Raw genomic sequence first — 18,787 nt, forward strand, 5'->3', positions numbered from 1 at the left:
TCCTCCAGTTCGATGCCGCGGCAAGGGCGTCCTCACCGGACGCCCAACTCCTCGACCAGCCGCTGCATTCCGTAGACATCCCGCAGTGCCGTCGTCACCGTACCGGTGGTCACGATGACCGAGCGGTTGACGTTGCGGTCGTAGCCGTAGGCGTTGCGCTGGGTCAGGACGGTGGAGTCGAAGTTCGCCCCCACGATCTCGCCCGCCTCATTGACGACCGGTGAGCCCGACGAGCCGCCGATGGTGTCGGACGAGACCGCCATGTTCAGCACCGTATCCCCGTCGATCCGCTCACGCGCGGCCAGCAGTTTGGGTGCGACATCGAACGGAGCCGAGCCGGTCGCCCGGTCCCACAGGCCGCTGAAGGTCGTGAACGCCCTGAACCGCTGTCCGGGCACGTCTGTGCCCTCGATCTGGCCATAGGTCAGGCGCAGCGTCCCGGTCGCATCGGGATATACGCTGTCGCCATAGGCCTGGAAGCGCAGGGCGGCCAGCTGCTCGGATGCGCGGGCGGTCGGCGCATCGACGCGGGCCTCCCAGTCGGCCCGAATGGCCCGGGTCGGCTCCTGCAAGGTCAGCAGATACTGGATCATCGGATCGTCCGACGCCTGGATGGCGGCCAGACCCCCCTCCCACAGCGCCCGGCGCACGGCCGGATCGGCCAGCGTCGTGCCAGAGACCAGACGCGCCGACCGCGCCTCTGGCGATTCCTGACCCAGAAGGATGGGCATGCGCGGGTCGTCGACGGTCAGCCATTCGCGGGTCTTGGACAGCCACCATTCCATCCGCACCTGCTCCAGACCGGGATAGACCGGGCGTTCGGCGAAGAGACCGGATTGCACCGCAGCCAGACGGCTGTCGGCGAACTCGGGCAGGCGCTCGGCCGACGGCTTCTCCCGCTCCTGCGCGCCGCGCACCAGTGTCCGCGCCCAGTTGAACAGCTGCGAGCCGCCCGCCACCGGGGTGGTACCCAGACCCGTGCCGCCTTCCAGCAGGGCCATGGCGGGATAGAGTTCACGCGCGATCGGCTGGACCGACGACAGCGTCGTCCACGGATCGGCAGGCGTTGCCGTCGCTCCGCGAATGCGCGTCTGGAAATCGGCTTCCGCCTCGGCTTTCATGCGCATGAAGCCGGGGTCGGTCAGCGCTCGCATCCGGCCCAGGCCGCGCTTGTAGGTGTTCTCCAGCCCCACGATCGGGTCCATGGCGATGAAGGCGTTTTCCTCGCTCTCCTGGCTGAAGCGGATCAGCCGCCCGCGCAGCTCGCTGGCCAGCAGCTGATCCATCGGCAGGACGACATCGCGGATCGTGAACAGCTGGTCCTGGGTCAGCAGGCGCTGGGTCGCGCCGGGGCTGCCGGATACGAAGACGGGCGTGCCCTCCACGGGCTTGTCGGCATTCCATTTGAAGTGGGTGGGCGTCGCGACCGGCGCGCCGTTTTCATACAGGCGGATGAAGGCCGCATCGATGGCGAAGCGCGGAAAGCTGAAGTTGTCCAGGTCGCCGCCGAACGTCGCGGCCCGATCCTCGGGGGCCCAGGCCAGGCGCACGTCGGAGAATTTCTTGTAGGTATAGAGCTTGAACTGACCCCCGCGATACAGGCTGACGACCTGACAGCGTTTGTCGGTCGCATCGCCGCACGCCTCCTGCTCGATCCGTCCGGCTTCGGCATCGCGCGCGCGGGTGAAGGCCTGGCCTTCCAGACCGGCACCGGCCGCCTGCATCCGCTCGGTGACGTCGGTGATCTCCGTCAGGATTTCGGCCGTGCCGCCGGGGCATTTCAGCTCGTCCTCGCGGCTGCGCGGGGCAAAGCCGGTCTCGGCATAGTTGACGGCCTGGGTCGACAGATTGGCCACGCAGGTGGCGACACAGTGGTTGTTGGTCATCACCAGCCCTTCGGCCGAGACCAGGCCCGCCGAACAGCCGCCGAACTTGACCGAGCTCAACCGCACCCGGTCCAGCCAGGCCTGATCAATGTTCGTCCCCAGCGTCGCATTGGCCCGCGCGATGGGGAAGTTGTCGAAGGTCCACATGCCTTCCTCGGCCAAAGCCTGATCGGGGGCCATGGAGCCGGCAGCGAGGGTCAGCAGGGCGGCGGCGAGGGTGGGGGTGAGACGCATGAGTGACTCCTTGCCCTTCTCCCCTTGCGGGTGAAGGAGGCTCGCATTGCGAGACGACGACGGGTGGCCCGGATGAGGGGTCGCACCATTGGGTGCGATTGTCGATGAAAGACCATGAATGACGAAGGGGTCGCCCGGCAAGATCGGTGCGACCCCTCAACCGTCAGGCAGCGCCTGACACCTTCTCCCGCAAGGGGAGAAGGATCGTTACTGGACCCCCAGCTCTTCCAGCAGGCGCGGGCTCGGATAGACCACCCGCAGCGCCTCGGTGATGGCGGCGGTCGAGACCGACACCGTCCGGTTCAGATTGCCGTCGTAGCCGAACGACCCGCCTAGAGAGTGGATGTTGCCGTCGAATGCCGTGCCGATCACCTCGCCGGCGGCATTGATCACGGGCGAGCCGGAGTTGCCGCCGATGATGTCGTTGGTGGAGACGAAGTCATAGACGGTCTGCTTGTTGATCCGGTCCTCGGCGTCCAGGAACTTCTGGGCCGCATTAAACGGCACCGAGCCCGTCGCCCGCTCGTAAAGCCCGCCCATGTAGGTGAAGGCCGGCACCGTCACGCCGCGATAGGTCCAGCCCTGCACCTGGCCATAGGACAGGCGCAGCGAGAAGGTCGCATCGGGGTACAGGTTGTCGCCATAAACCGCGAAGCGGGCTTGGGCGACGCGCTCGGCGGCGCGGGAGGTGGGGGCCGTGACCGTGCTGGCCCACTGGCTGGCTACTTCGGCGCTGGCTGCTTCATTGGCCAGAACGAAACCGATCAGCGGATCGGCCTCGGCCAGTTGTTCCGGCGTCATCGACAGGGCGGCGACGCGGAAGGCCGGGTCGGCCAGCTTGGTCCCGGCGATCAACCGCTCGGCCAGGGCTTCCGGGCTTTCGCGGCCCAGCATGGCCTTCACCGTCGGATTGTCGACCGTCAGATATTCGCGGGTCTTGGACAGCCACTGGCGCATCTGGATTTCGTCGATGGCGGGCGTGACTGGCAGGACGGTGGCCATGCGACCTTCCAGCGCCGTGCGCTGGGCCGGCGTGATGCGGCGCTCGGCCTCGGGGCGGGCGTTGTCGCGGGCGACACCGGCCACGGCCCGGGCATAGCTGTACAGCTGCGAACCGCCACCCGCGCCCTGCACCAGTTGGCGATAGGGCAGATACAGATCGCGCGCGGCGGCCTCGACGGCTTCCAGTTCGGCCCACGGATCACCGATGCGTTGTTGCAGGGCTGGGTCGGCGGCGACGCGCTGGCGCAGTTCGGCTTCCTGTTCGCGCTTGGTCGCCATGAAGGCCGGATCGGTCAGGGCGGCCTGCTGGCCGTACCAGACCTTGAAGCTGTTCTCGAGGCCGAAGATGGTGTCGAACGACGCGCGATACGCCTCGTCATCCTCCAGCGAATATTCCAGCAGACGCCCGCGCAGTTCGGACCCCTGGATCAGTTGGGTCGGCAACTGCTGATCGCGCAGTCGCTCCAGCTGGCTCATGGTCAGCAGGCGCTGGGTCGTACCGGGGTTGCCGGCCACGAAGGTGACGTCGCCTTCCTTGGGCGCTTCGGGGTTCCACTTCAGGAAGTTGGGCGTCTCGACCGGCTTGCCGTCCTCATAGGCGCGCAGGAAACCGGCATCGAGTGCATAGCGCGGGAAGTTGAAGTTGTCGGGGTCGCCACCGAAGAACGCCGCCTGGTTCTCGGGCGCGAACACCAGACGCACGTCGTCATAGCGGCGGAACTTGTAGAGCGCATAACGGCCACCGCGGTAGAAGCTGATCACCTGGCAGCTGAACTTGGGATCGCCGGCGCAGTTCTCTTCCTGGATCTTGGTGGTCTCGGCGCTGCGGGCGGCGTTGAAGGCCGCGCCTTCCAGGCCCTCGCCGGCGGCCAGAACGCGATCGGTCACGTCCACGATGTCGGTCAGGACCTCGGCCGTCTGGCCGGGGCAGGTCTTCTCTTCTTCGCGGGTGGCAGGCATCCAGCCGTTCTTGACGTAGTCGTTCTCGGGGCTGGACAGGTCCTGCACGCAGCCGACGACACAGTGCCAGTTGGTCAGGATCAGCCCATCCTCAGACACAAACGAGGCCGAGCAACCCTGCAGACGCACCGCCGAGTTGCGGACCCGATCCAGCCAGGCCTGATCGATGCGGGTGCCGTATTTGTCGTTCACCATCTGGATGGGGAAGTTGTCGAAGGTCCACATTCCTTCGTCGGCCTTGGCCACGGTCGGGGCGGCGGTGACGGCCAGCGCCCCGGCGACGGTGGCGATGGAGGCGGTCGCGGCGATGGCGGACCGAAGTGAACGAAGCAGCATGTCTGGTGGTTCTCCCTGGCCCGTCCATTCCTTGCGGGCTGTTACAGAATAACTAGACCCGAAGCCGCGCTCTCGTCCACAGCCTGTTTGCCCCCTTTGGCGAATGCGGGTCGTCGCCTTACCCCGATTTAACTTGGCCGGAACACCTGGCGGCGTCAGATAGCGGACAACCAAGGGGTCCCATGTCTCTCGCTCTCTCCACCCTGCTCTTCGAGTGGCGCCGCTACATGGCCGCCGTCATGGCGCTGGCGCTGTCGGGCTTGCTCGTCCTGGCCATGACCGGCGTCTTCATCGGCATCGGCAAGGGCTTCACGGCCCAGATCGAACGGTCGCGTGCCGACATCATCGTCATGCAGCCCGGCGCGAAAAGCCTGATCGGCGGCCCGTCCGGCGTGCCGCGCCGGTTCATACCTCTGGTCTACAACAACCCCGAAGTCGTGGAGGTCCAGCCCCTGGACGGCGCAGGGGGCACCTTCCAGTCGGTCAAGAATGTCGATCCGACCCTCTCCCAGGCCGATCGGGCCAAGATGGATGCGCCCCGTCAGGCTTTCGTGCAGGCCAGCATCATCGACACCACGCCGGATGCGGTCACCATTCCGACCGACTATTCCCAGGACCTGATCGACGCCCTGCGCCAGCCCTACACGGTCGCGGTCGACGAGACCGCCCTGCCACAACTGGGGGTCAAGCTGGGTGAGAAGGCCCTTTACAACGGTCAGACGGTCACGGTGGCGGCGATCACGCGCGGCTATCCCAACATGATGCAGGCCAACATCGTCATGTCGCGCGACACCCTGCGCATGCTGGGCCAGGCCGATACCGGCCCACGCGTCGGTCCCTTGATGGTCAAGCTGCGCGACCCTTCACAAGCCCGTCTGGTCGCCGATCAGCTGAATGAAAGCGGTGACGGGCAGTGGAAGGCCTGGACGCGTCAGGAGCTGGCCGACGCCAACGCAGGGGCCATGTTCGAGGAGGGCATTCTGGTCATCATCATCGGCGGCTGCGTCGTCCTGGGCATCATCATCGGCGTGGCCATCACCTGGCAGACCCTGCGCGGTGCCATCATGGCCAACATTAAGGAGTTCGCCTCCCTGCGTGCCTTGGGCGTCGGCATGGGCAGCCTTCGCCGCATCGTCATGGAACTTAGCTTCTGGGTCGGCGTGGTGGGGGTCGGTGCAGCCATCCTGCTGACCTGGCTGGTGTCGCTGCTGGCGGCGGCCAATGCCGTCATCATCTCCCTGCCGCCCGTGCTGCTGATCGTCGTCGGCGGCGGCCTGATCCTGATCGCCATGGCCTCGGGCCTGCTGTCGATGGGCATACTGAAGAAGAGCCAACCTGCGGACCTGCTGCGATGATCGGCCATACCAAGCTGCACGGCCGTCACGGCTCCGCCGCCATCGAGGCCACCGGACTGGTCAAGCGCTTCAAGTCCGGCAAGGCCTTCGTCGAGGTACTGAAGGGCGTGGATTTCGACGCCCGTCACGGTGACCTGACCATGGTCATGGGGCCCTCGGGCTCCGGCAAGTCCACCCTGATCGCCGCCCTGTCCGGCCTGCTGCGGCCCGAGGCCGGGCGCGTGGATGCTCTCGATGTCGACGACATGTGGAAGCTGTCGTCGGGGCGCATCGACAAGTTCCGGCTGGATCACTGCGGCTTCATCTTCCAGGGCTTCAACCTGTTCCCGGCCCTCAGCGCCCTGGCCCAGGTCACTACGGTACTGAAATATCAGGGCCTGTCGCCCGACGCGGCGCGCAAACGTGCCACCCTGGCGCTGGAAGAGGTGGGCCTGGGCCATCGCCTGCATCAGCGCCCGGCCGCCCTGTCCGGTGGTGAGAAGCAGCGCGTCGCCATCGCCCGCGCCCTGGCCAAGGACCCCAAAATCCTGTTCGCCGACGAACCGACCTCTGCCCTGGACGGCGAGAACGGCCAGGTGGTCATCCGCCTGCTGCGCCGGGCCGCGACCGAACATGGCGCGGCGGTCATCTGCGTCACCCACGACCCGCGCCTCGAGGCCTGGGCCGACCGGGTCATCCACATCGAAGACGGCGTGATCATCGACGATCAGCGCCGCACCCCCAATCCCGACGCCACGCTCGCGTCGCACTGAACGCCCTGAAGGACCCCCTAGAATGCCCGGTTTCCTGAAAAGCAAATGGACCTGGATCGGCCTCGCGCTGATCGTCGTCATCGGCCTCGTTGTTATGTTCATGAACAACGCTGCCGCCGCCAAGAAGGCCGAGGAGGCCGAGCGCGAGGCCAGCAAGGTCGAAAGCCCCTATGCGGCCATCGCCAACGGCAAGGTCGACGTTGAGGGCGGCATCATCCAGATCGCGGCCCGTCGCGGCGGCGTCGTGCGGGAAGTCCTGGTCCAGGAAGGCGACCGCGTCGTGGCCGGTCAGATCCTGGCTCGTCAGGAGGATGACGAACCCCGCCTCGCCCTGCAAAGCGCCGCCGCCGACGTCGCCCAGGCCGAAAGCCAGCTGCGCCAGATCCAGGTCGACATCCGCACCGCCCAGCGCGAGTTCGATCGCCTGCAGCAGCTGGTCGCCACCAACTTCGTCGCCGCCCAGCGGCTGGACCAGGCCCGCGACGCCATCGCCACGGCCGAAGCTCGCATGGCCTCGGCCCGCGCCGCCGTCGATACCGCCCGCGCCCGCCGCGATCAGGCCGCCTATAATGTCGAGCTGACGGTCATCCGCGCGCCCGCCGACGGCCGCATCGTGCGCCGCTATGCCAATCCCGGCGCCGGGGCCTCGACCCTGAACGTGTCCAACATGTTCGATCTGGAGCCTGACGCCCCGCGCATTGCCCGCGCCGAGATCGTCGAGAGCGACATCCCCAACATCCGCGCCGGCCAGGCCGTCGAAGTCACGCCCGAGGGTGACACGACCAAGGTCTATGTCGGCACCGTCCTGCGCCGTGCCGCCGTCTTCGGGGCCCGCAAGCTGGCGTCGGACGACCCGTCGCAACGCTCCGACGAGCGCGTCGTCGAGGTCGTCGTTACCGTCGGCGACGCCCCTCTGCTGATCGGCCAGCGCGTCCTGGTCAAGTTCATGAAGCCCGGCGAAACGGCGGGCGCCCCCCGCACCGCCACCGTCGGCGTCCCGGCCAACCGCTCCATGCAGACGCCGAACAGGGGTTAGTTGACCGTCAGCGCCCCTCGAACGTCGCCGCCCGCTTCTCCAGCACGGCGCTGACGCCCTCGGCGTGGTCCTCGGTCAGGTGGGCCAGGGCCTGCATGGCGGCGGTCATCTCCAGGATCTGGTCGAAGGTCGCATCCCTTCCCTGGCGCAGCAGGGCCTTGGTCATGCGCAGAGCATGCGGGGCCTGGGCGGTGACCTGCGCCGCCGTGGCCAAGGCCTCCTCCATCAGGCGGTCAGCAGGCACGACCCGGTTGACCAGGCCCCAGTCCAGCGCGGTGGCTGCATCGAGCGTCCGGCCCGTGAATAGCAGTTCCGCCGAGCGGGCATAGCCGACGTTCCTCGGCATCAGCCAGGTTCCGCCGTCGCCCGGTAGTATGCCCAGCTTCAGGAAGGGGACGCCGAAACTGGCCGCCTCCGACGCGATACGTATGTCGGCCAGTCCGGCGATGTCGCACCCCAGCCCCATGGCCGGGCCGTTCACCGCCGCGATCAGCGGCACCTCCAGCCCATAGAGCGACCGCACGATCCGGTGCACGACCCGGCGGTAGTTCTCGCGGATGTCGATGCCCGTACCGCCGAACAGGTCGCGCCGATCCCGCATGGCGGTCAGATCGCCGCCTGCCGAGAACGCCCGCCCCGCGCCGGTCAGGATCACGCAGGACACGGTTCGGTCCGCATTGACCGCCTCGCAGGCCGTAGCAAACGCCTCGCCGTCCTGCGGATCGGGTAGGGCGTTCAGCCGCTCGGCCCGGTCCAGGGTCCATATTTCGAGGGGGCCTTGGCGTTCGCGCGTGATCAGGGTCATGGCCACGCTGTGCCGCATTCGCTCTCCTCGCTCAAGCAGCGAGCCGCCGCGCGGCGAGTGCTAGCGCCCAAAAAATCGCTCAAGCGACGAGGCTCCGCGAGCCGAGTGATAGCACCCACCAAAAAGCCCCGGTCCTGAGGGGCCGGGGCTCGGTCTTCTCACTGGCGCTGTCGCTCTTCTAGCGCTTGCGGTCCAGTTTGATGGGTACGAAGTTCGAAGGGTGGCTGACCACGCGGTCGCCTGCGCCGTTCGTATTCTTCGTGTTCACCAGCATCCCGCCGAACAGGGCAAAGGACATCATGGCGTGCTGGAGGTTGCGCTCCTTGTTATTCATCTTGGCGTCTCCTTTCGATGAAAGATGAAAAGAGACGCGTCGTGCTTTTCGGGAATCTCACCGTCATAGTCGTTTCGCGTCAGCATCCAATCTAGCAGGCGTGCTGCAAATTGCAAGATTTATACTCCGCAACCGGACCATATTTCGCACCGATGTCATCAAACGTGTCGCCCACGCCACAAGGCCCTCCGCGCTCCATCGCCACCCCGTGTGTCCAGGTGTGCGTGGTCGATGGCGCGTCCAGCCTGTGCCTGGGTTGCTACCGCACCCTGTCCGAGATCGCGGGCTGGAGCGCGATGACGGATGCAGAACGGGCGACGATCATGGCGGCACTGCCGGGACGCGAGCGTCAGGTGCTGGTCGGAGAATAGCCTTAACGCCGCGTCCACCACGCCCGTTCACCGCATCCCAACCGACCCCTGCCAGGGTGTCAGAGTCGCAGAAGCGGTCGTGTCTGGTGAGTGTGTTCGGTCCATGCGTTTGAACCTGTCCAACCTCGGTGTGATGATCCTGGCGATTGCCTGCTCGCTGACGGCCGCCTTCTGGGTCAATCAGCTGGGCGACCGTGGCCAGGCCCAGGCGGCCGTCGTGCCCGTGACTGTCGCTGCCGCAGCGACGCCGGCACCCGCCACCGGCGCCGACACACGCATCGCCCGCTCGGACGACGGACATTATTGGGCCGAGGCGCGCATGAATGCCCGCACCGGTGGCCGGCCCATCCGCGTCATGGTCGATACGGGGGCCAGCGTCGTCTCCCTGACGCGTGCGGATGCCGAACGTCTGGGCGTGCACGTCACCGCCGCCGACTTCTCCGGCACAATCATCACCGCCGCCGGTCGGGTCCGCGCCGCACCCGTCACCCTGGCTTCGGTCAGCATCGGGGGCACGCGCGTCGATAGTGTCGAGGCCCTGGTGATCGAGAATGGCCTGCCGCACTCGCTGCTGGGCATGAGCTATCTGGGCCGCCTGTCCAGCTTCACCGCCACACCGACGACCCTGACGCTCAAGAGTTAGAGCGCCTTCACCACCACCGACAAGGCTGTCGCCAGCAGATAGAGCGCGAACACGCGCCTCAGCGTCGTCTTGTTCAGCCGGTGCGCCAACCGGGCGCCATAGGGGGCCACCGCCGTGGTCAGCAGCCCCATCACCACCGCTGCCGGTATGTTGACATAGCCTAGCGACAGCGGCGGCCGCCCGTCTGCGCTCCAGCCAAACACGACGAAACCGGCCGTCGCCGTCGCTCCGATGGCCAGACCGAACCCTGACGCCGTCGCCACCGCCTGATGGATCGGCCGGCCGCACAGGGTCATGGTCAGGCCGCCGAAACTGCCGCCGCCGATACCCATCATGGCCGACAGTCCGCCGATGACGGTCGCCGTCACCCGGCGGCCCCAGCCGGTCGGCATGTCCCGCCTCAGCACCACACGCTCGGGCAGCAGCCCCATCTGCGCCGCGATCAGGGCCAGACAGACCCCGTAAACGATGGCCAGCCCCTCCATCGACGTGAGCCCCGCCACCCCCGCTCCGATCAGGCCGCCCAGCGCCACCCACGGCGTCCAGGTCTTCAGCACCACCTCGTCCACCGCCCCATGCTCGCGGTGCGCCTTCAGGGACCGCCAGGACGTCGCCACGATGGTGGCCAGGGACGTGCCGATGGCGACGTGCAGATTGCTCTCGCCGCCCAGCCCCAGCACTTCGAACGCATAGAACAGCGCCGGCACGATCACCGTCCCGCCGCCCACCCCGAACAGACCCGCGATCAGCCCCCCGACCAGCCCGGCGGCCACCAGGGCGGCCAGCAGCATCAGGATTTCGCTCAGCGGCAATGCGGTCATGCCAGCGGTCTAGACGGTCCTGAATCGACCAGCCAGAACAGATCCTCCACCGTGGTGTTCAGGGCTCGCGCCAGGCTGAGCGCCAGTATCGTGGACGGCACGAACACCCCGTTCTCGACCGTATTCACCGTCTTGCGCGACACACCCGCCAGCGCCGCCAGTTCGACCTGCGTCAGCCCCGCCGCGGTCCGCACTTCTTTCAGCCGCGAGCCCAAGCGCGGGTCACTCATCGTCGCTTGCCGTATCCGCTTGATTGGCTTCGCGGTCCAGCCAGGCAAAACGAAATCCCGCCGTCGCCGCCCCCGCCATCAGGGCGACGATCATGGCCGTCAGGCCGGCTTCGGGGCACCAGATCATCAGGCCCAGGGTCAAGGTTATCCCCGCCATCAGCGCCACGAACCCCGCCTTGAGAGCCTGGGCCCGGAAGACGCGCGTCAGTTCGTCGTCCAGGAACCGCTTGTTGGTCCCCGAATAGTTGTCCCAGCCCAGCACCATCAGCACCACCAGCCAGGCATAGAGCACCGGCACGCCCAGCCGAAGAACGCCGATCAGGCTGGGGCCCTCGGTCTGAATGTCGCGCGCCGCCTCGAAGGCGATCCCCAACAGGGCCATCCCGATCAGCGGGAACGTCCACAACATGCGCGACCGCTCGGCCTGCAAGCGATCCCGTTTCGTCTGCGCCCGCTCGCCGATCTGTTGCGACCGCGATGGGTGATGCCAGGCCGCCAGGATCAGTCCCACGACCATGATGGCAAATCCGATCCCGGCCAGAACACCCGCCGCCGTCGCCGCATCACCCGTGCGTCCGTCTCCCACGACAAAGCCTGCTCCGCAGGCCACTACGCCGACCGCGGTCAGAACCAGCCCCCAGCCATACCGGCGCGCCCGGTCATTCAACGCCCGCTTCGCCTCACCCTGATCCCGCATCACCGCCCGAACCTCACGCAATGTCACCTATCGGTTACATGTCACCTTGGGGTTACATGTGTCAAGCGGGCATCAGGGGCAGGCATTGAGCGCTGGGCGGCAGCCAGCGCAACCTCCCTCGGAGCCAGCCGTTTCCACCGCAACTTCCACCTGGGACATCCCTGCGATGACGACCATCAAGACTGCCTCCATCCGTACACTCGCCCTGGCCGGTTCGGCCCTGCTGCTATCCTCCGGCGTGGCGCTGGCCCAGACGCCCTACGGCTCCACCCAGAGCCAGCAACAGCCGTCGCAGCAGCAGGAGGCGATCGGTGCTATTCTCGGCGCGCTGTTCGGCGATCGGCTGGGGGTATCGACCTCTGTTGATGCCCAGTGGGCGGCCGGGCGGCGTCCGCTGAACACCCAGCGCACTCAGTTCAACACCCGCGTCGATGCCGACGTCCGCTCTGGTCGTCTGTCGTCCTCGACCGGCACCCGCATCAAGGCCGACTATGACGCCTTGGTGCAGCTTGAGACCCGCTATGCCGCCGACGGCCGTTTCACGACCAGCGAACGCACGGAGCTGAACGACCGCTACGGGGCCCTGACCCAGGCACTGGCCGACGGCGGCTTCGGCGACGATCAGGGCTCGGACACCGGCTACGTCTCCGTCTCCGGCGGCCGCGCCGAATTCGAGGCGCGCGTGGACACCGCCGTGCGCAACCGCCGCATCACCCGCACCGAGGGCACGCGCCTGAAGTCAGATTACCAGGCCCTGATCCAGGTCGAGGCCGGCTATCTGCGCGACGGTTCGCTCAGCACCCGCGAACGCGACGATCTGGAGAGCCGACTGGATGCGCTGGACGCCCGCGTCGGCGATGTCGGCTACGGCGGCGGCTCGACCGCTCCGCTCGACAATCGCACCCGTCTGGCCAACATCGAGCGTGCGCTGTCCACCAACGCCTCGGCCATCGGTCGCACCGAAGCTGCCGACATCGCGGTCGAGCACGGCGATCTGGTCCGGCTGGAGGCCGCCTATGCCCGCAGTCAGCCGTCCTCCGACGACCGCGCCTATCTGGATCGCCGCATCGGCGAGCTGGAGCTGCGCGCGCGCATCCGCCGCTGATGCCATCCTGCTGCCCATGCTGACATCCGCTGCCAGCATGGGCGGTGCCCTGCGGCTGGCATCGCGGCCCGCCCGTGCCTAGATGGTGTTCATGGCCCGTTCCGCTCCGACCCCCGGCAAGCCCGTCAAACCCGTCCACGTCCCCGGCCAGTCGGCACAGGGCGTGGCTGAGGCGTCGGCCCCCTTCATCTTCGATCCGGCGGCAGCGACGAACAAACTCCCCATGTTCGCCCCCGTCACCGGCCCGCGCCTGACGCCGGAGGAGGCCCCTGGCAAGCCTGCCGACTGGACCCCGCACCGCCCCGATCGTCCCGCCGACCGCAAGCACATTCCCTTCCGGCTGGAGACGAAATACACCCCCGCCGGCGACCAGCCTGCCGCCATCGCCGAACTGGTCGCGACAGCCAAAACCGGCGAGCGCAATCAGGTCCTTCTGGGCGTCACCGGCTCGGGCAAGACCTTCACCATGGCCAAGGTCATCGAACAGACCCAGCGCCCGGCGCTGATCCTGGCCCCCAACAAGACCCTGGCCGCCCAGCTCTATTCCGAGTTCAAGGCCTTCTTCCCAGACAATGCGGTCGAGTATTTCGTCAGCTACTACGACTACTACCAACCCGAAGCTTATGTCCCGAAATCAGATACTTACATCGAGAAGGACAGCTCGATAAACGAGCAGATCGACCGCATGCGCCATTCGGCGACGCGGGCGATCCTGGAGCGGGACGACGTCATCGTGGTGGCGTCGGTCAGCTGCATCTACGGCATCGGCTCGGTCGAGACCTATACGGCCATGACCTTCACCCTGAAGGTCGGGGACCAGATCGACGAGGCCAAGCTGCGGGCCGATCTGATCGCGCTGCAGTACAAGCGCAACGACGCCGCCTTCGAGCGCGGCATGTTCAGAAAGCGCGGCGACGTGCTGGAGATCTTCCCCGTCCACATGGAGGACCGCGCCTGGCGCATCCAGCTGTTCGGCGACGAGCTGGAGAGCATCCAGGAGTTCGACCCCCTGACCGGCAAGAAGACCGCCGATCTGGAGGAGATCACCGTCTATGCGGCCAGCCACTATGTCACGCCGCGTCCGTCGCTGAACCAGGCCATGACCGGCATCAAGGCCGAGCTGAAGGAGACGCTCGACTGGATGGTCGAGAACGGCAAGCTCCTGGAGGCCCAGCGCCTGGAACAGCGCGTGCGCTTCGATCTGGAGATGATGGAGGCGACCGGCTCCTGCGCCGGGATCGAGAACTATTCCCGCTGGCTGACGGGCCGCGCGCCGGGCGAGCCGCCGCCCACCTTCTTCGAATACATCCCCGACAACGCCCTGCTGTTCGTGGACGAGAGCCACGTCACCGTGGGCCAGATCAGCGGCATGTACCGGGGCGACTACCGCCGCAAATCCACCTTGGCCGAATACGGCTTCCGCCTGCCCAGCTGCATCGACAACCGCCCGCTGAAGTTCGACGAATGGGACGCCATGCGCCCCGCCACCGTCTTCGTCAGCGCCACCCCCGGCAGCTGGGAGATGGACCAGACGGGCGGCGTCTTCACCGAACAGGTCATCCGCCCCACCGGCCTGATCGACCCCCCGGTCGAGATCCGTCCCGTCAGCGGCCAGACCCGCAACCAGGTCGACGACGTCATCGACGAGGTGAAGGCCGTGGCCCGCAACGGCTACCGCTCCCTGGTCACCACCCTGACCAAGAAGATGGCCGAGGACCTGACGGAATACATGCATGAGCAGGGCATTCGCGTCCGCTACATGCACTCCGACGTCGACACGCTGGAGCGGATCGAGATCCTGCGCGACCTGCGCCTGGGCACCTTCGACTGCCTGATCGGCATCAACCTGCTGCGCGAGGGGCTGGACATTCCCGAGTGCGGCCTGGTCGCCATCCTGGATGCGGACAAGGAGGGCTTCCTGCGCTCGGAGACCTCACTGATCCAGACCATCGGCCGCGCGGCCCGCAACGTCGACGGCCGGGTCATCCTGTACGCCGACCGCATGACCGGCAGTATGGAGCGCGCCATCGCCGAGACGAACCGCCGGCGCGAGAAGCAGCAGGCCTACAACACCGAACACGGCATCACGCCCGAAAGCGTCAAGCGCGACATCAAGGAGATCATGGCCAGCCCTTACGAGAGCCGCGAGATGGATCGCCTGACCCGCCCCGGCGTGGCCGAGGCCGCCAAACCCTTCACCGGCTCCAACTTCCAGGCCGCCCTCAAGGACCTGGAAGGCCGCATGCGCAACGCCGCCGCCAACCTGGAGTTCGAGGAAGCCGCCCGCCTGCGCGACGAGATCAAGCGCATGAAGCTGATGGACCTGGAGTTCGCCAACGACGTCATGACGGCGGAAGGGCAGGCGGTCGACAAGGCCGCGCCGAAACGCTGGCGAGCCGAGGCGGCGGCGGAGAAGGCGGAGGCGTTCCGGAAGGGGCGTTAGAGTGGGGGAGATTTTAGTCGTCTAATTGGTGACGAGGAATACTTTCCTTAACTTCGGGATTCGATCTCGACGCTCTTTAAAAAACTCAAGGCCTCCTGAAACGGAGGGAGTCTGTTAGGGTGTTGAGCCATCATCCAAAGTATATGATTTCCTCGACCTATTAATGTCGAAATGTAATCGGATGTTTCAATTCCTTTTCGATCGATATGGCCAGCTAAGCCAAATTTTCGTACGAAATGAACTTCCTGCAAAAATGTTCTGCGCATTTCACGGGAAGGCCCAAGACATTCGTTCAGAATTACTCCACAGCTTACCTGTCTGCTGCCTCTTCGCATCACCCGAATCTTAGATTCGTTTAATTCAAGTTCTTCGTCTTTGAGGGAATTTTCTACAAAAGATATAAGACTTCGAGGAGAGCCAGAGCCTGAAAATGTAAGATCGTCAGCATATCGGGTGTAGTGCCAATTATTCTCTAGCGCGTATGATCCAAGCTTGTTGTCGAGCGAAATGTATATTGCATTTGAAAGCGATGGGCTAGACGGAGCGCCTTGTGGAAGTGCTCCATTCAAAGTTGTCAAGCTAGCCAAAATCCTAGAGACGCTTGATGTATAACCGCAAGACAATAAGACCTTTTCTACCGCACCTAATTTTGTAGAAGCAAAAAAGTCCTTCACGTCTAGACGAACAACAACTTTCTTCCCTAAGTGAAACCTAGCGTTAGTTTTGATGCTGCGGCCTGGTCGGTAAGAATGAACGTACTTTGAAACAGGAAGCTTAGAGCCCACGGAATCGGCAAGCCAAGACTGAAATTCCTTTAGGTCCGGAAGCGGCTCTACTAATTGTCGTTCTGAGCCATCACGTTTTTTAACAGAGAACTTCCTATAAAATTTATTTTGGCCGTTAGCGGCGCGATAGAGAAAATCTCTTTTGAAGCCAGACAAAACTGACAGGTGTCTAACATCGAAAATGGTTGGGAGGCCCGATTGACTCAATCGCGCCGAGTATTTGATGGCGTAAGCAATATCTTGCTCTGACCAACCGGCTTTTGAAGCCGTCAGAATAAAATCTTTGGATTGGCTATATATCATTGGAAGCCGCCCTGCGGAGGGAAGTTGGTCACCCTTTATCTATCGAGTGAGCGTAGCGAGCTTGCGAACGCAGTTCGCGGCGCGAAATGGGGAGCATCATGCGAATCCATTTTGCGCCATAGGCTGTGTTCTTCGCGATTTCTCCTGGACGGCGACTCGCCGCCCGCCCAGCAAAAGATTTGGGCGAACCCTTATCCTTGTCTGGCTGTACTGACTGACTCCCGAATCTCCTCGAGAGCGGCTTCCGATGGAACATATACGGCACTAGATGGTAGGCGCTCAACCCGGGTTGAAATACGAGGCTTTGGAAAGGTCATTCTCTTAGCGGCTTCGAGGGCGGCCTGCCCCCGCGTACTAAGTACCAGTTGCCCTTCTGTTCTAACGACAAGGCCTAAGGTTTGAAGCCGAGCGACGCCGTCAAGGATTTGGCTGTAGCTCCATCCGCGAGATACCGCAGCGGACATGGATTCTGAGCCAGCAGCGATCGACTCCATGATTATTCGATCTAGTCCCCTCATGATTATTTACCTCGGAAATGGGCAGGGCCAGCCCACACCCTTTTTGCCTTTGTACCAGAAAATTGGGAGAGTGTTGTTTGGAGTAGCCTTCATGGACACCAGCGCTTCCGTTTGGCCAAAGCCTCTAACGTTCTCCTCTGTTACCCCTAGTTTCGCTTCGATCTGACCGTAGATCTCAGGAGCCGCTGCGCCGCCTTCAGCCTCAGAAAATTCATACTCTGTGAGGCATCGGGTGCCTGATAGCGCGGCGTCAACACGCACCCCCAATGCCTCAATGCATTGAATAGCGTCTCGCATGGCATACAGCACGGACACAGAAATGTTTTCAGGTTTGTAGCCGACTACCAAGAGACGCTCGACAGCCTTTCGAATGGTTCTTCCTGAGCCAGAAAAATCATCGACGACGATGAGCGGGCCGTCGACAACATCGTTTGGAACTACGTCTCGGATTGAGACTCTGCTCTTAGGCACGTCATGCGCAACAAGCTGTGCTCGAATCTCATAAGTTATGAGTCCCGCGCTTTTTTGATTTTTGGGGGCGTCAATATAGGGCGTGCACAATGAAACTTTGTTAAAAGTCTTGTATAAATCGAATATTCTTGGAACTAGATTGTAGGCTATACGACCATAGTCAAAATGTATACTGTATCGAGACACAAGCGACAAAAATACATTTTGCTGAGGTGCGTCTAATAGGTCAAAAATTCTCGTGATTTTCTCTCGCGCCTTGGGGAATATATGTGGTTGCGCAAGTGCTCCATTGAGGTTCGCGTTATCCGCGATAACACTTTCGAGCCGGGCAAGATCTTCGATATTGGCCAAACACGCCTCCCTACCGCTCGCTGGCTATCTTGCGATTCGTAGAATGTCGAGGTGGGGCAAGAAGTCACCCGCCCCCCCATCCTCCCGCCACTTCGCGCCCTTCGCCGAGCCTTCCCGGCCCTCGCGAGGCTGAGGCCTGAAACTTTATTCCCATCCCGCCCGAACAGGGGGTGTGTCGTCGCGACCCCAATAGTTTCAACACCTTGCGTCCCCAACCGGTCCTTGTGGACCCCGCTTCCTCAGCACGGGGGCGGGCGGGGGCATAATGACGGGGCCAGGCATCGGGGCCCGGCGGTGAGATGGGAAGGATCGGATGACGGCACGGGACGGGAAGGGGGCGCAGCCGCTGGAGCGGGTGGCGGCGCGGATGGCCCAGGCGCAGAGCTTTCTGGACGGGATGTTGCGCCTGCAGGAGATGATGCAGGCCGGAGCGCCGGGGAAGATGCAGGATGTCCTGCTGGCCCGGTTGGAGCGGCAGGTCGCGCGGCTGGAAGCGGAGATGCGGCGATGAGGGGGTGTGGCCGGGCTATCCCATCGATCAGTGCTGGGGCCTTGCCCCCTCCACCACGCTTCGCGCGGTCCCCCTCCCCCGGTGGGGGAGGAGTAGCCCCCTCCACCGCTTCGCGGTTCCCCTTCCCCGGTGGGGGAGGAATGGCTTCCTCCAACTTGCGATAGGGGCGGAAGGGATGGAGTTTCAGACGACGCGGAAGCTGAGGGATTTCGACACCTGGGGCGAGGTGCGGCGGGCGTGGGAGGCGGGGGAGACGGGGGCGTCGCTGGCGCGGCGCTATGACGTCGGGCTGGACAATCTGTGGCGGCGGCGGGCGACCGAAAGTTGGGTGAGGCGCAAGGGCCCGGACCCGAAGCCCGAGCCGATCGAGGGCTGGGACCGGTATGCGCGGGCGAAGATGGAGGCGTTCGAGCTGAAGCGGGACGAGACGCGGCAGCTGGCCGAGGTGCTGGCCGCCGCCATGCAGGGCGGGCCGCTGGAGCGGGTGCCGCTGTGGCATGCGGGGCATGTGTTGACCTGGCGGGCCGAGCATCTGGAGACCGAGGTGGCGGCGGCGGACAGGGAGTATTTCCGCAAGCACGCCTGGACCGACGGCTTCTGGGACGCGGCGGGGCGGCTGGAGGACCTGTGGGTGCTGGATCAGGTCACGCTGGAGGCGAACCGGGAGGCGTGGCGGGAAGATGCGGGGTTGCCGCCGGGGGTGGCGGAGGTGTGGCCGTAGGGGTGTGAGCTTGGGGTTGGCGGCCCCCTCCACCACGCTTCGCGCGGTCCCCCTCCCCCGGTGGGGGAGGAGATGCCCCCTCCACCATCCTTCGGATGGTCCCCCTCCCCCGAGGGG

General features: G+C 64.8%; 18 protein-coding genes. 9 read left to right on the forward strand and 9 right to left on the reverse strand.

The window, feature by feature from the left end; translation table 11 throughout:
* Window positions 1-32 precede the first annotated feature (32 nt).
* Both ACE3TH_RS10595 and ACE3TH_RS10600 read right to left on the reverse strand, forming a co-directional pair.
* A complete protein-coding gene (locus ACE3TH_RS10595) occupies window positions 33-2,120 on the reverse strand; it encodes a S46 family peptidase (RefSeq protein ID WP_374599718.1) in 2,088 nt (695 codons plus the stop codon).
* Window positions 2,121-2,327: 207 nt separating this feature from the next.
* Window positions 2,328-4,418, reverse strand: a complete 2,091-nt coding sequence (locus tag ACE3TH_RS10600) for a S46 family peptidase (protein WP_374599719.1) — start codon at window positions 4,416-4,418, stop codon at window positions 2,328-2,330.
* Window positions 4,419-4,600: 182 nt separating this feature from the next.
* On the opposite strand from ACE3TH_RS10600, the gene ACE3TH_RS10605 reads away from it, so the two are divergent.
* The 3 genes from ACE3TH_RS10605 to ACE3TH_RS10615 are packed head-to-tail and all read left to right on the forward strand — an operon-like array spanning window position 4,601 to window position 7,561.
* Entirely contained in the window at window positions 4,601-5,773 is a 1,173-nt protein-coding gene (locus ACE3TH_RS10605) for an ABC transporter permease (protein WP_374599720.1), read from the forward strand.
* A complete protein-coding gene (locus ACE3TH_RS10610; RefSeq protein WP_374599721.1) occupies window positions 5,770-6,525 on the forward strand; it encodes an ABC transporter ATP-binding protein in 756 nt (251 codons plus the stop codon). The genes ACE3TH_RS10605 and ACE3TH_RS10610 overlap by 4 nt, the downstream gene beginning before the upstream one ends.
* A 22-nt stretch (window positions 6,526-6,547) precedes the next feature.
* On the forward strand, window positions 6,548-7,561 hold the full coding sequence (locus ACE3TH_RS10615) for an HlyD family secretion protein (protein ID WP_374599722.1): 1,014 nt from the start codon (window positions 6,548-6,550) through the stop codon (window positions 7,559-7,561).
* Window positions 7,562-7,568: 7 nt separating this feature from the next.
* Here the strand turns inward: ACE3TH_RS10615 and ACE3TH_RS10620 are convergent, their stop codons facing one another.
* Together ACE3TH_RS10620 and ACE3TH_RS10625 are read right to left on the reverse strand one after the other, a co-directional pair.
* Window positions 7,569-8,366, reverse strand: coding sequence for a crotonase/enoyl-CoA hydratase family protein (locus ACE3TH_RS10620; RefSeq protein WP_374599736.1), 798 nt, complete (start codon window positions 8,364-8,366; stop codon window positions 7,569-7,571).
* Between the two features lie 178 nt (window positions 8,367-8,544).
* Window positions 8,545-8,700: a hypothetical protein gene (locus ACE3TH_RS10625; RefSeq protein ID WP_374599723.1), complete on the reverse strand. Its 156-nt coding sequence runs from the start codon at window positions 8,698-8,700 to the stop codon at window positions 8,545-8,547.
* 164 nt (window positions 8,701-8,864) lie between these two features.
* Between ACE3TH_RS10625 and ACE3TH_RS10630 the strand changes: the two genes are divergently transcribed.
* Both ACE3TH_RS10630 and ACE3TH_RS10635 read left to right on the forward strand, forming a co-directional pair.
* Window positions 8,865-9,071 (forward strand): DUF1289 domain-containing protein, encoded by a 207-nt coding sequence (locus ACE3TH_RS10630; RefSeq protein ID WP_374599724.1) that lies wholly within the window; start codon window positions 8,865-8,867, stop codon window positions 9,069-9,071.
* Between the two features lie 103 nt (window positions 9,072-9,174).
* Window positions 9,175-9,714, forward strand: coding sequence for a TIGR02281 family clan AA aspartic protease (locus ACE3TH_RS10635; RefSeq protein WP_374599725.1), 540 nt, complete (start codon window positions 9,175-9,177; stop codon window positions 9,712-9,714).
* Here the strand turns inward: ACE3TH_RS10635 and ACE3TH_RS10640 are convergent.
* Genes ACE3TH_RS10640 through ACE3TH_RS10650 form a run of 3 tightly spaced genes read right to left on the reverse strand, consistent with a single transcriptional unit; the run spans window position 9,711 to window position 11,489 of the window.
* Complete coding sequence (locus ACE3TH_RS10640; RefSeq protein ID WP_374599726.1) at window positions 9,711-10,535, reverse strand: sulfite exporter TauE/SafE family protein; 825 nt, start codon at window positions 10,533-10,535, stop codon at window positions 9,711-9,713. The two genes, ACE3TH_RS10635 and ACE3TH_RS10640, sit on opposite strands and share 4 nt — an antisense overlap.
* On the reverse strand, window positions 10,532-10,765 hold the full coding sequence (locus ACE3TH_RS10645; protein ID WP_374599727.1) for a helix-turn-helix transcriptional regulator: 234 nt from the start codon (window positions 10,763-10,765) through the stop codon (window positions 10,532-10,534). Before ACE3TH_RS10645 ends, ACE3TH_RS10640 begins: the two co-directional genes overlap by 4 nt.
* On the reverse strand, window positions 10,758-11,489 hold the full coding sequence (locus ACE3TH_RS10650) for a hypothetical protein (protein ID WP_374599728.1): 732 nt from the start codon (window positions 11,487-11,489) through the stop codon (window positions 10,758-10,760). Before ACE3TH_RS10650 ends, ACE3TH_RS10645 begins: the two co-directional genes overlap by 8 nt.
* A gap of 139 nt (window positions 11,490-11,628) precedes the next feature.
* Between ACE3TH_RS10650 and ACE3TH_RS10655 the strand changes: the two genes are divergently transcribed.
* Both ACE3TH_RS10655 and uvrB read left to right on the forward strand, forming a co-directional pair.
* Window positions 11,629-12,567: a hypothetical protein gene (locus ACE3TH_RS10655; protein WP_374599729.1), complete on the forward strand. Its 939-nt coding sequence runs from the start codon at window positions 11,629-11,631 to the stop codon at window positions 12,565-12,567.
* Between the two features lie 91 nt (window positions 12,568-12,658).
* Window positions 12,659-15,010, forward strand: a complete 2,352-nt coding sequence (uvrB, locus tag ACE3TH_RS10660) for an excinuclease ABC subunit UvrB (RefSeq protein ID WP_374599730.1) — start codon at window positions 12,659-12,661, stop codon at window positions 15,008-15,010.
* A 47-nt stretch (window positions 15,011-15,057) separates the two neighbouring features.
* Here the strand turns inward: uvrB and ACE3TH_RS10665 are convergent, their stop codons facing one another.
* On the reverse strand, window positions 15,058-16,098 hold the full coding sequence (locus ACE3TH_RS10665; RefSeq protein WP_374599731.1) for a reverse transcriptase family protein: 1,041 nt from the start codon (window positions 16,096-16,098) through the stop codon (window positions 15,058-15,060).
* A 524-nt stretch (window positions 16,099-16,622) separates the two neighbouring features.
* Window positions 16,623-17,438 carry a hypothetical protein gene (locus ACE3TH_RS10670; RefSeq protein WP_374599732.1) on the reverse strand — a complete coding sequence of 272 codons (816 nt, stop codon included), beginning with the start codon at window positions 17,436-17,438 and terminating at the stop codon, window positions 16,623-16,625.
* A 313-nt stretch (window positions 17,439-17,751) separates the two neighbouring features.
* Between ACE3TH_RS10670 and ACE3TH_RS10675 the strand changes: the two genes are divergently transcribed.
* Window positions 17,752-17,949, forward strand: a complete 198-nt coding sequence (locus ACE3TH_RS10675) for a hypothetical protein (RefSeq protein ID WP_374599733.1) — start codon at window positions 17,752-17,754, stop codon at window positions 17,947-17,949.
* A 175-nt stretch (window positions 17,950-18,124) separates the two neighbouring features.
* Window positions 18,125-18,670 (forward strand): hypothetical protein, encoded by a 546-nt coding sequence (locus ACE3TH_RS10680; protein WP_374599734.1) that lies wholly within the window; start codon window positions 18,125-18,127, stop codon window positions 18,668-18,670.
* The last annotated feature ends 117 nt before the right edge of the window (window positions 18,671-18,787 follow it).

It is taken from the genome of Brevundimonas sp. (assembly GCF_041919755.1).
Classification (GTDB): domain Bacteria; phylum Pseudomonadota; class Alphaproteobacteria; order Caulobacterales; family Caulobacteraceae; genus Brevundimonas.

What these genes read in the sequence shown, in the direction of transcription:
- ACE3TH_RS10600 (WP_374599719.1), bottom strand. Translation starts at nt 4,418, where the DNA reads ATGCTGCTTCGTTCACTTCGGTCCGCCATCGCCGCGACCGCCTCCATC.
- ACE3TH_RS10655 (WP_374599729.1), top strand. Translation starts at nt 11,629, where the DNA reads ATGACGACCATCAAGACTGCCTCCATCCGTACACTCGCCCTGGCCGGT.
- ACE3TH_RS10620 (WP_374599736.1), bottom strand. Translation starts at nt 8,366, where the DNA reads ATGACCCTGATCACGCGCGAACGCCAAGGCCCCCTCGAAATATGGACC.
- ACE3TH_RS10665 (WP_374599731.1), bottom strand. Translation starts at nt 16,098, where the DNA reads ATGATATATAGCCAATCCAAAGATTTTATTCTGACGGCTTCAAAAGCC.
- ACE3TH_RS10615 (WP_374599722.1), top strand. Translation starts at nt 6,548, where the DNA reads ATGCCCGGTTTCCTGAAAAGCAAATGGACCTGGATCGGCCTCGCGCTG.
- ACE3TH_RS10675 (WP_374599733.1), top strand. Translation starts at nt 17,752, where the DNA reads ATGACGGCACGGGACGGGAAGGGGGCGCAGCCGCTGGAGCGGGTGGCG.
- ACE3TH_RS10605 (WP_374599720.1), top strand. Translation starts at nt 4,601, where the DNA reads ATGTCTCTCGCTCTCTCCACCCTGCTCTTCGAGTGGCGCCGCTACATG.
- ACE3TH_RS10595 (WP_374599718.1), bottom strand. Translation starts at nt 2,120, where the DNA reads ATGCGTCTCACCCCCACCCTCGCCGCCGCCCTGCTGACCCTCGCTGCC.
- ACE3TH_RS10640 (WP_374599726.1), bottom strand. Translation starts at nt 10,535, where the DNA reads ATGACCGCATTGCCGCTGAGCGAAATCCTGATGCTGCTGGCCGCCCTG.
- ACE3TH_RS10625 (WP_374599723.1), bottom strand. Translation starts at nt 8,700, where the DNA reads ATGAATAACAAGGAGCGCAACCTCCAGCACGCCATGATGTCCTTTGCC.
- ACE3TH_RS10680 (WP_374599734.1), top strand. Translation starts at nt 18,125, where the DNA reads ATGGAGTTTCAGACGACGCGGAAGCTGAGGGATTTCGACACCTGGGGC.
- uvrB (WP_374599730.1), top strand. Translation starts at nt 12,659, where the DNA reads ATGGCCCGTTCCGCTCCGACCCCCGGCAAGCCCGTCAAACCCGTCCAC.
- ACE3TH_RS10610 (WP_374599721.1), top strand. Translation starts at nt 5,770, where the DNA reads ATGATCGGCCATACCAAGCTGCACGGCCGTCACGGCTCCGCCGCCATC.
- ACE3TH_RS10635 (WP_374599725.1), top strand. Translation starts at nt 9,175, where the DNA reads ATGCGTTTGAACCTGTCCAACCTCGGTGTGATGATCCTGGCGATTGCC.
- ACE3TH_RS10645 (WP_374599727.1), bottom strand. Translation starts at nt 10,765, where the DNA reads ATGAGTGACCCGCGCTTGGGCTCGCGGCTGAAAGAAGTGCGGACCGCG.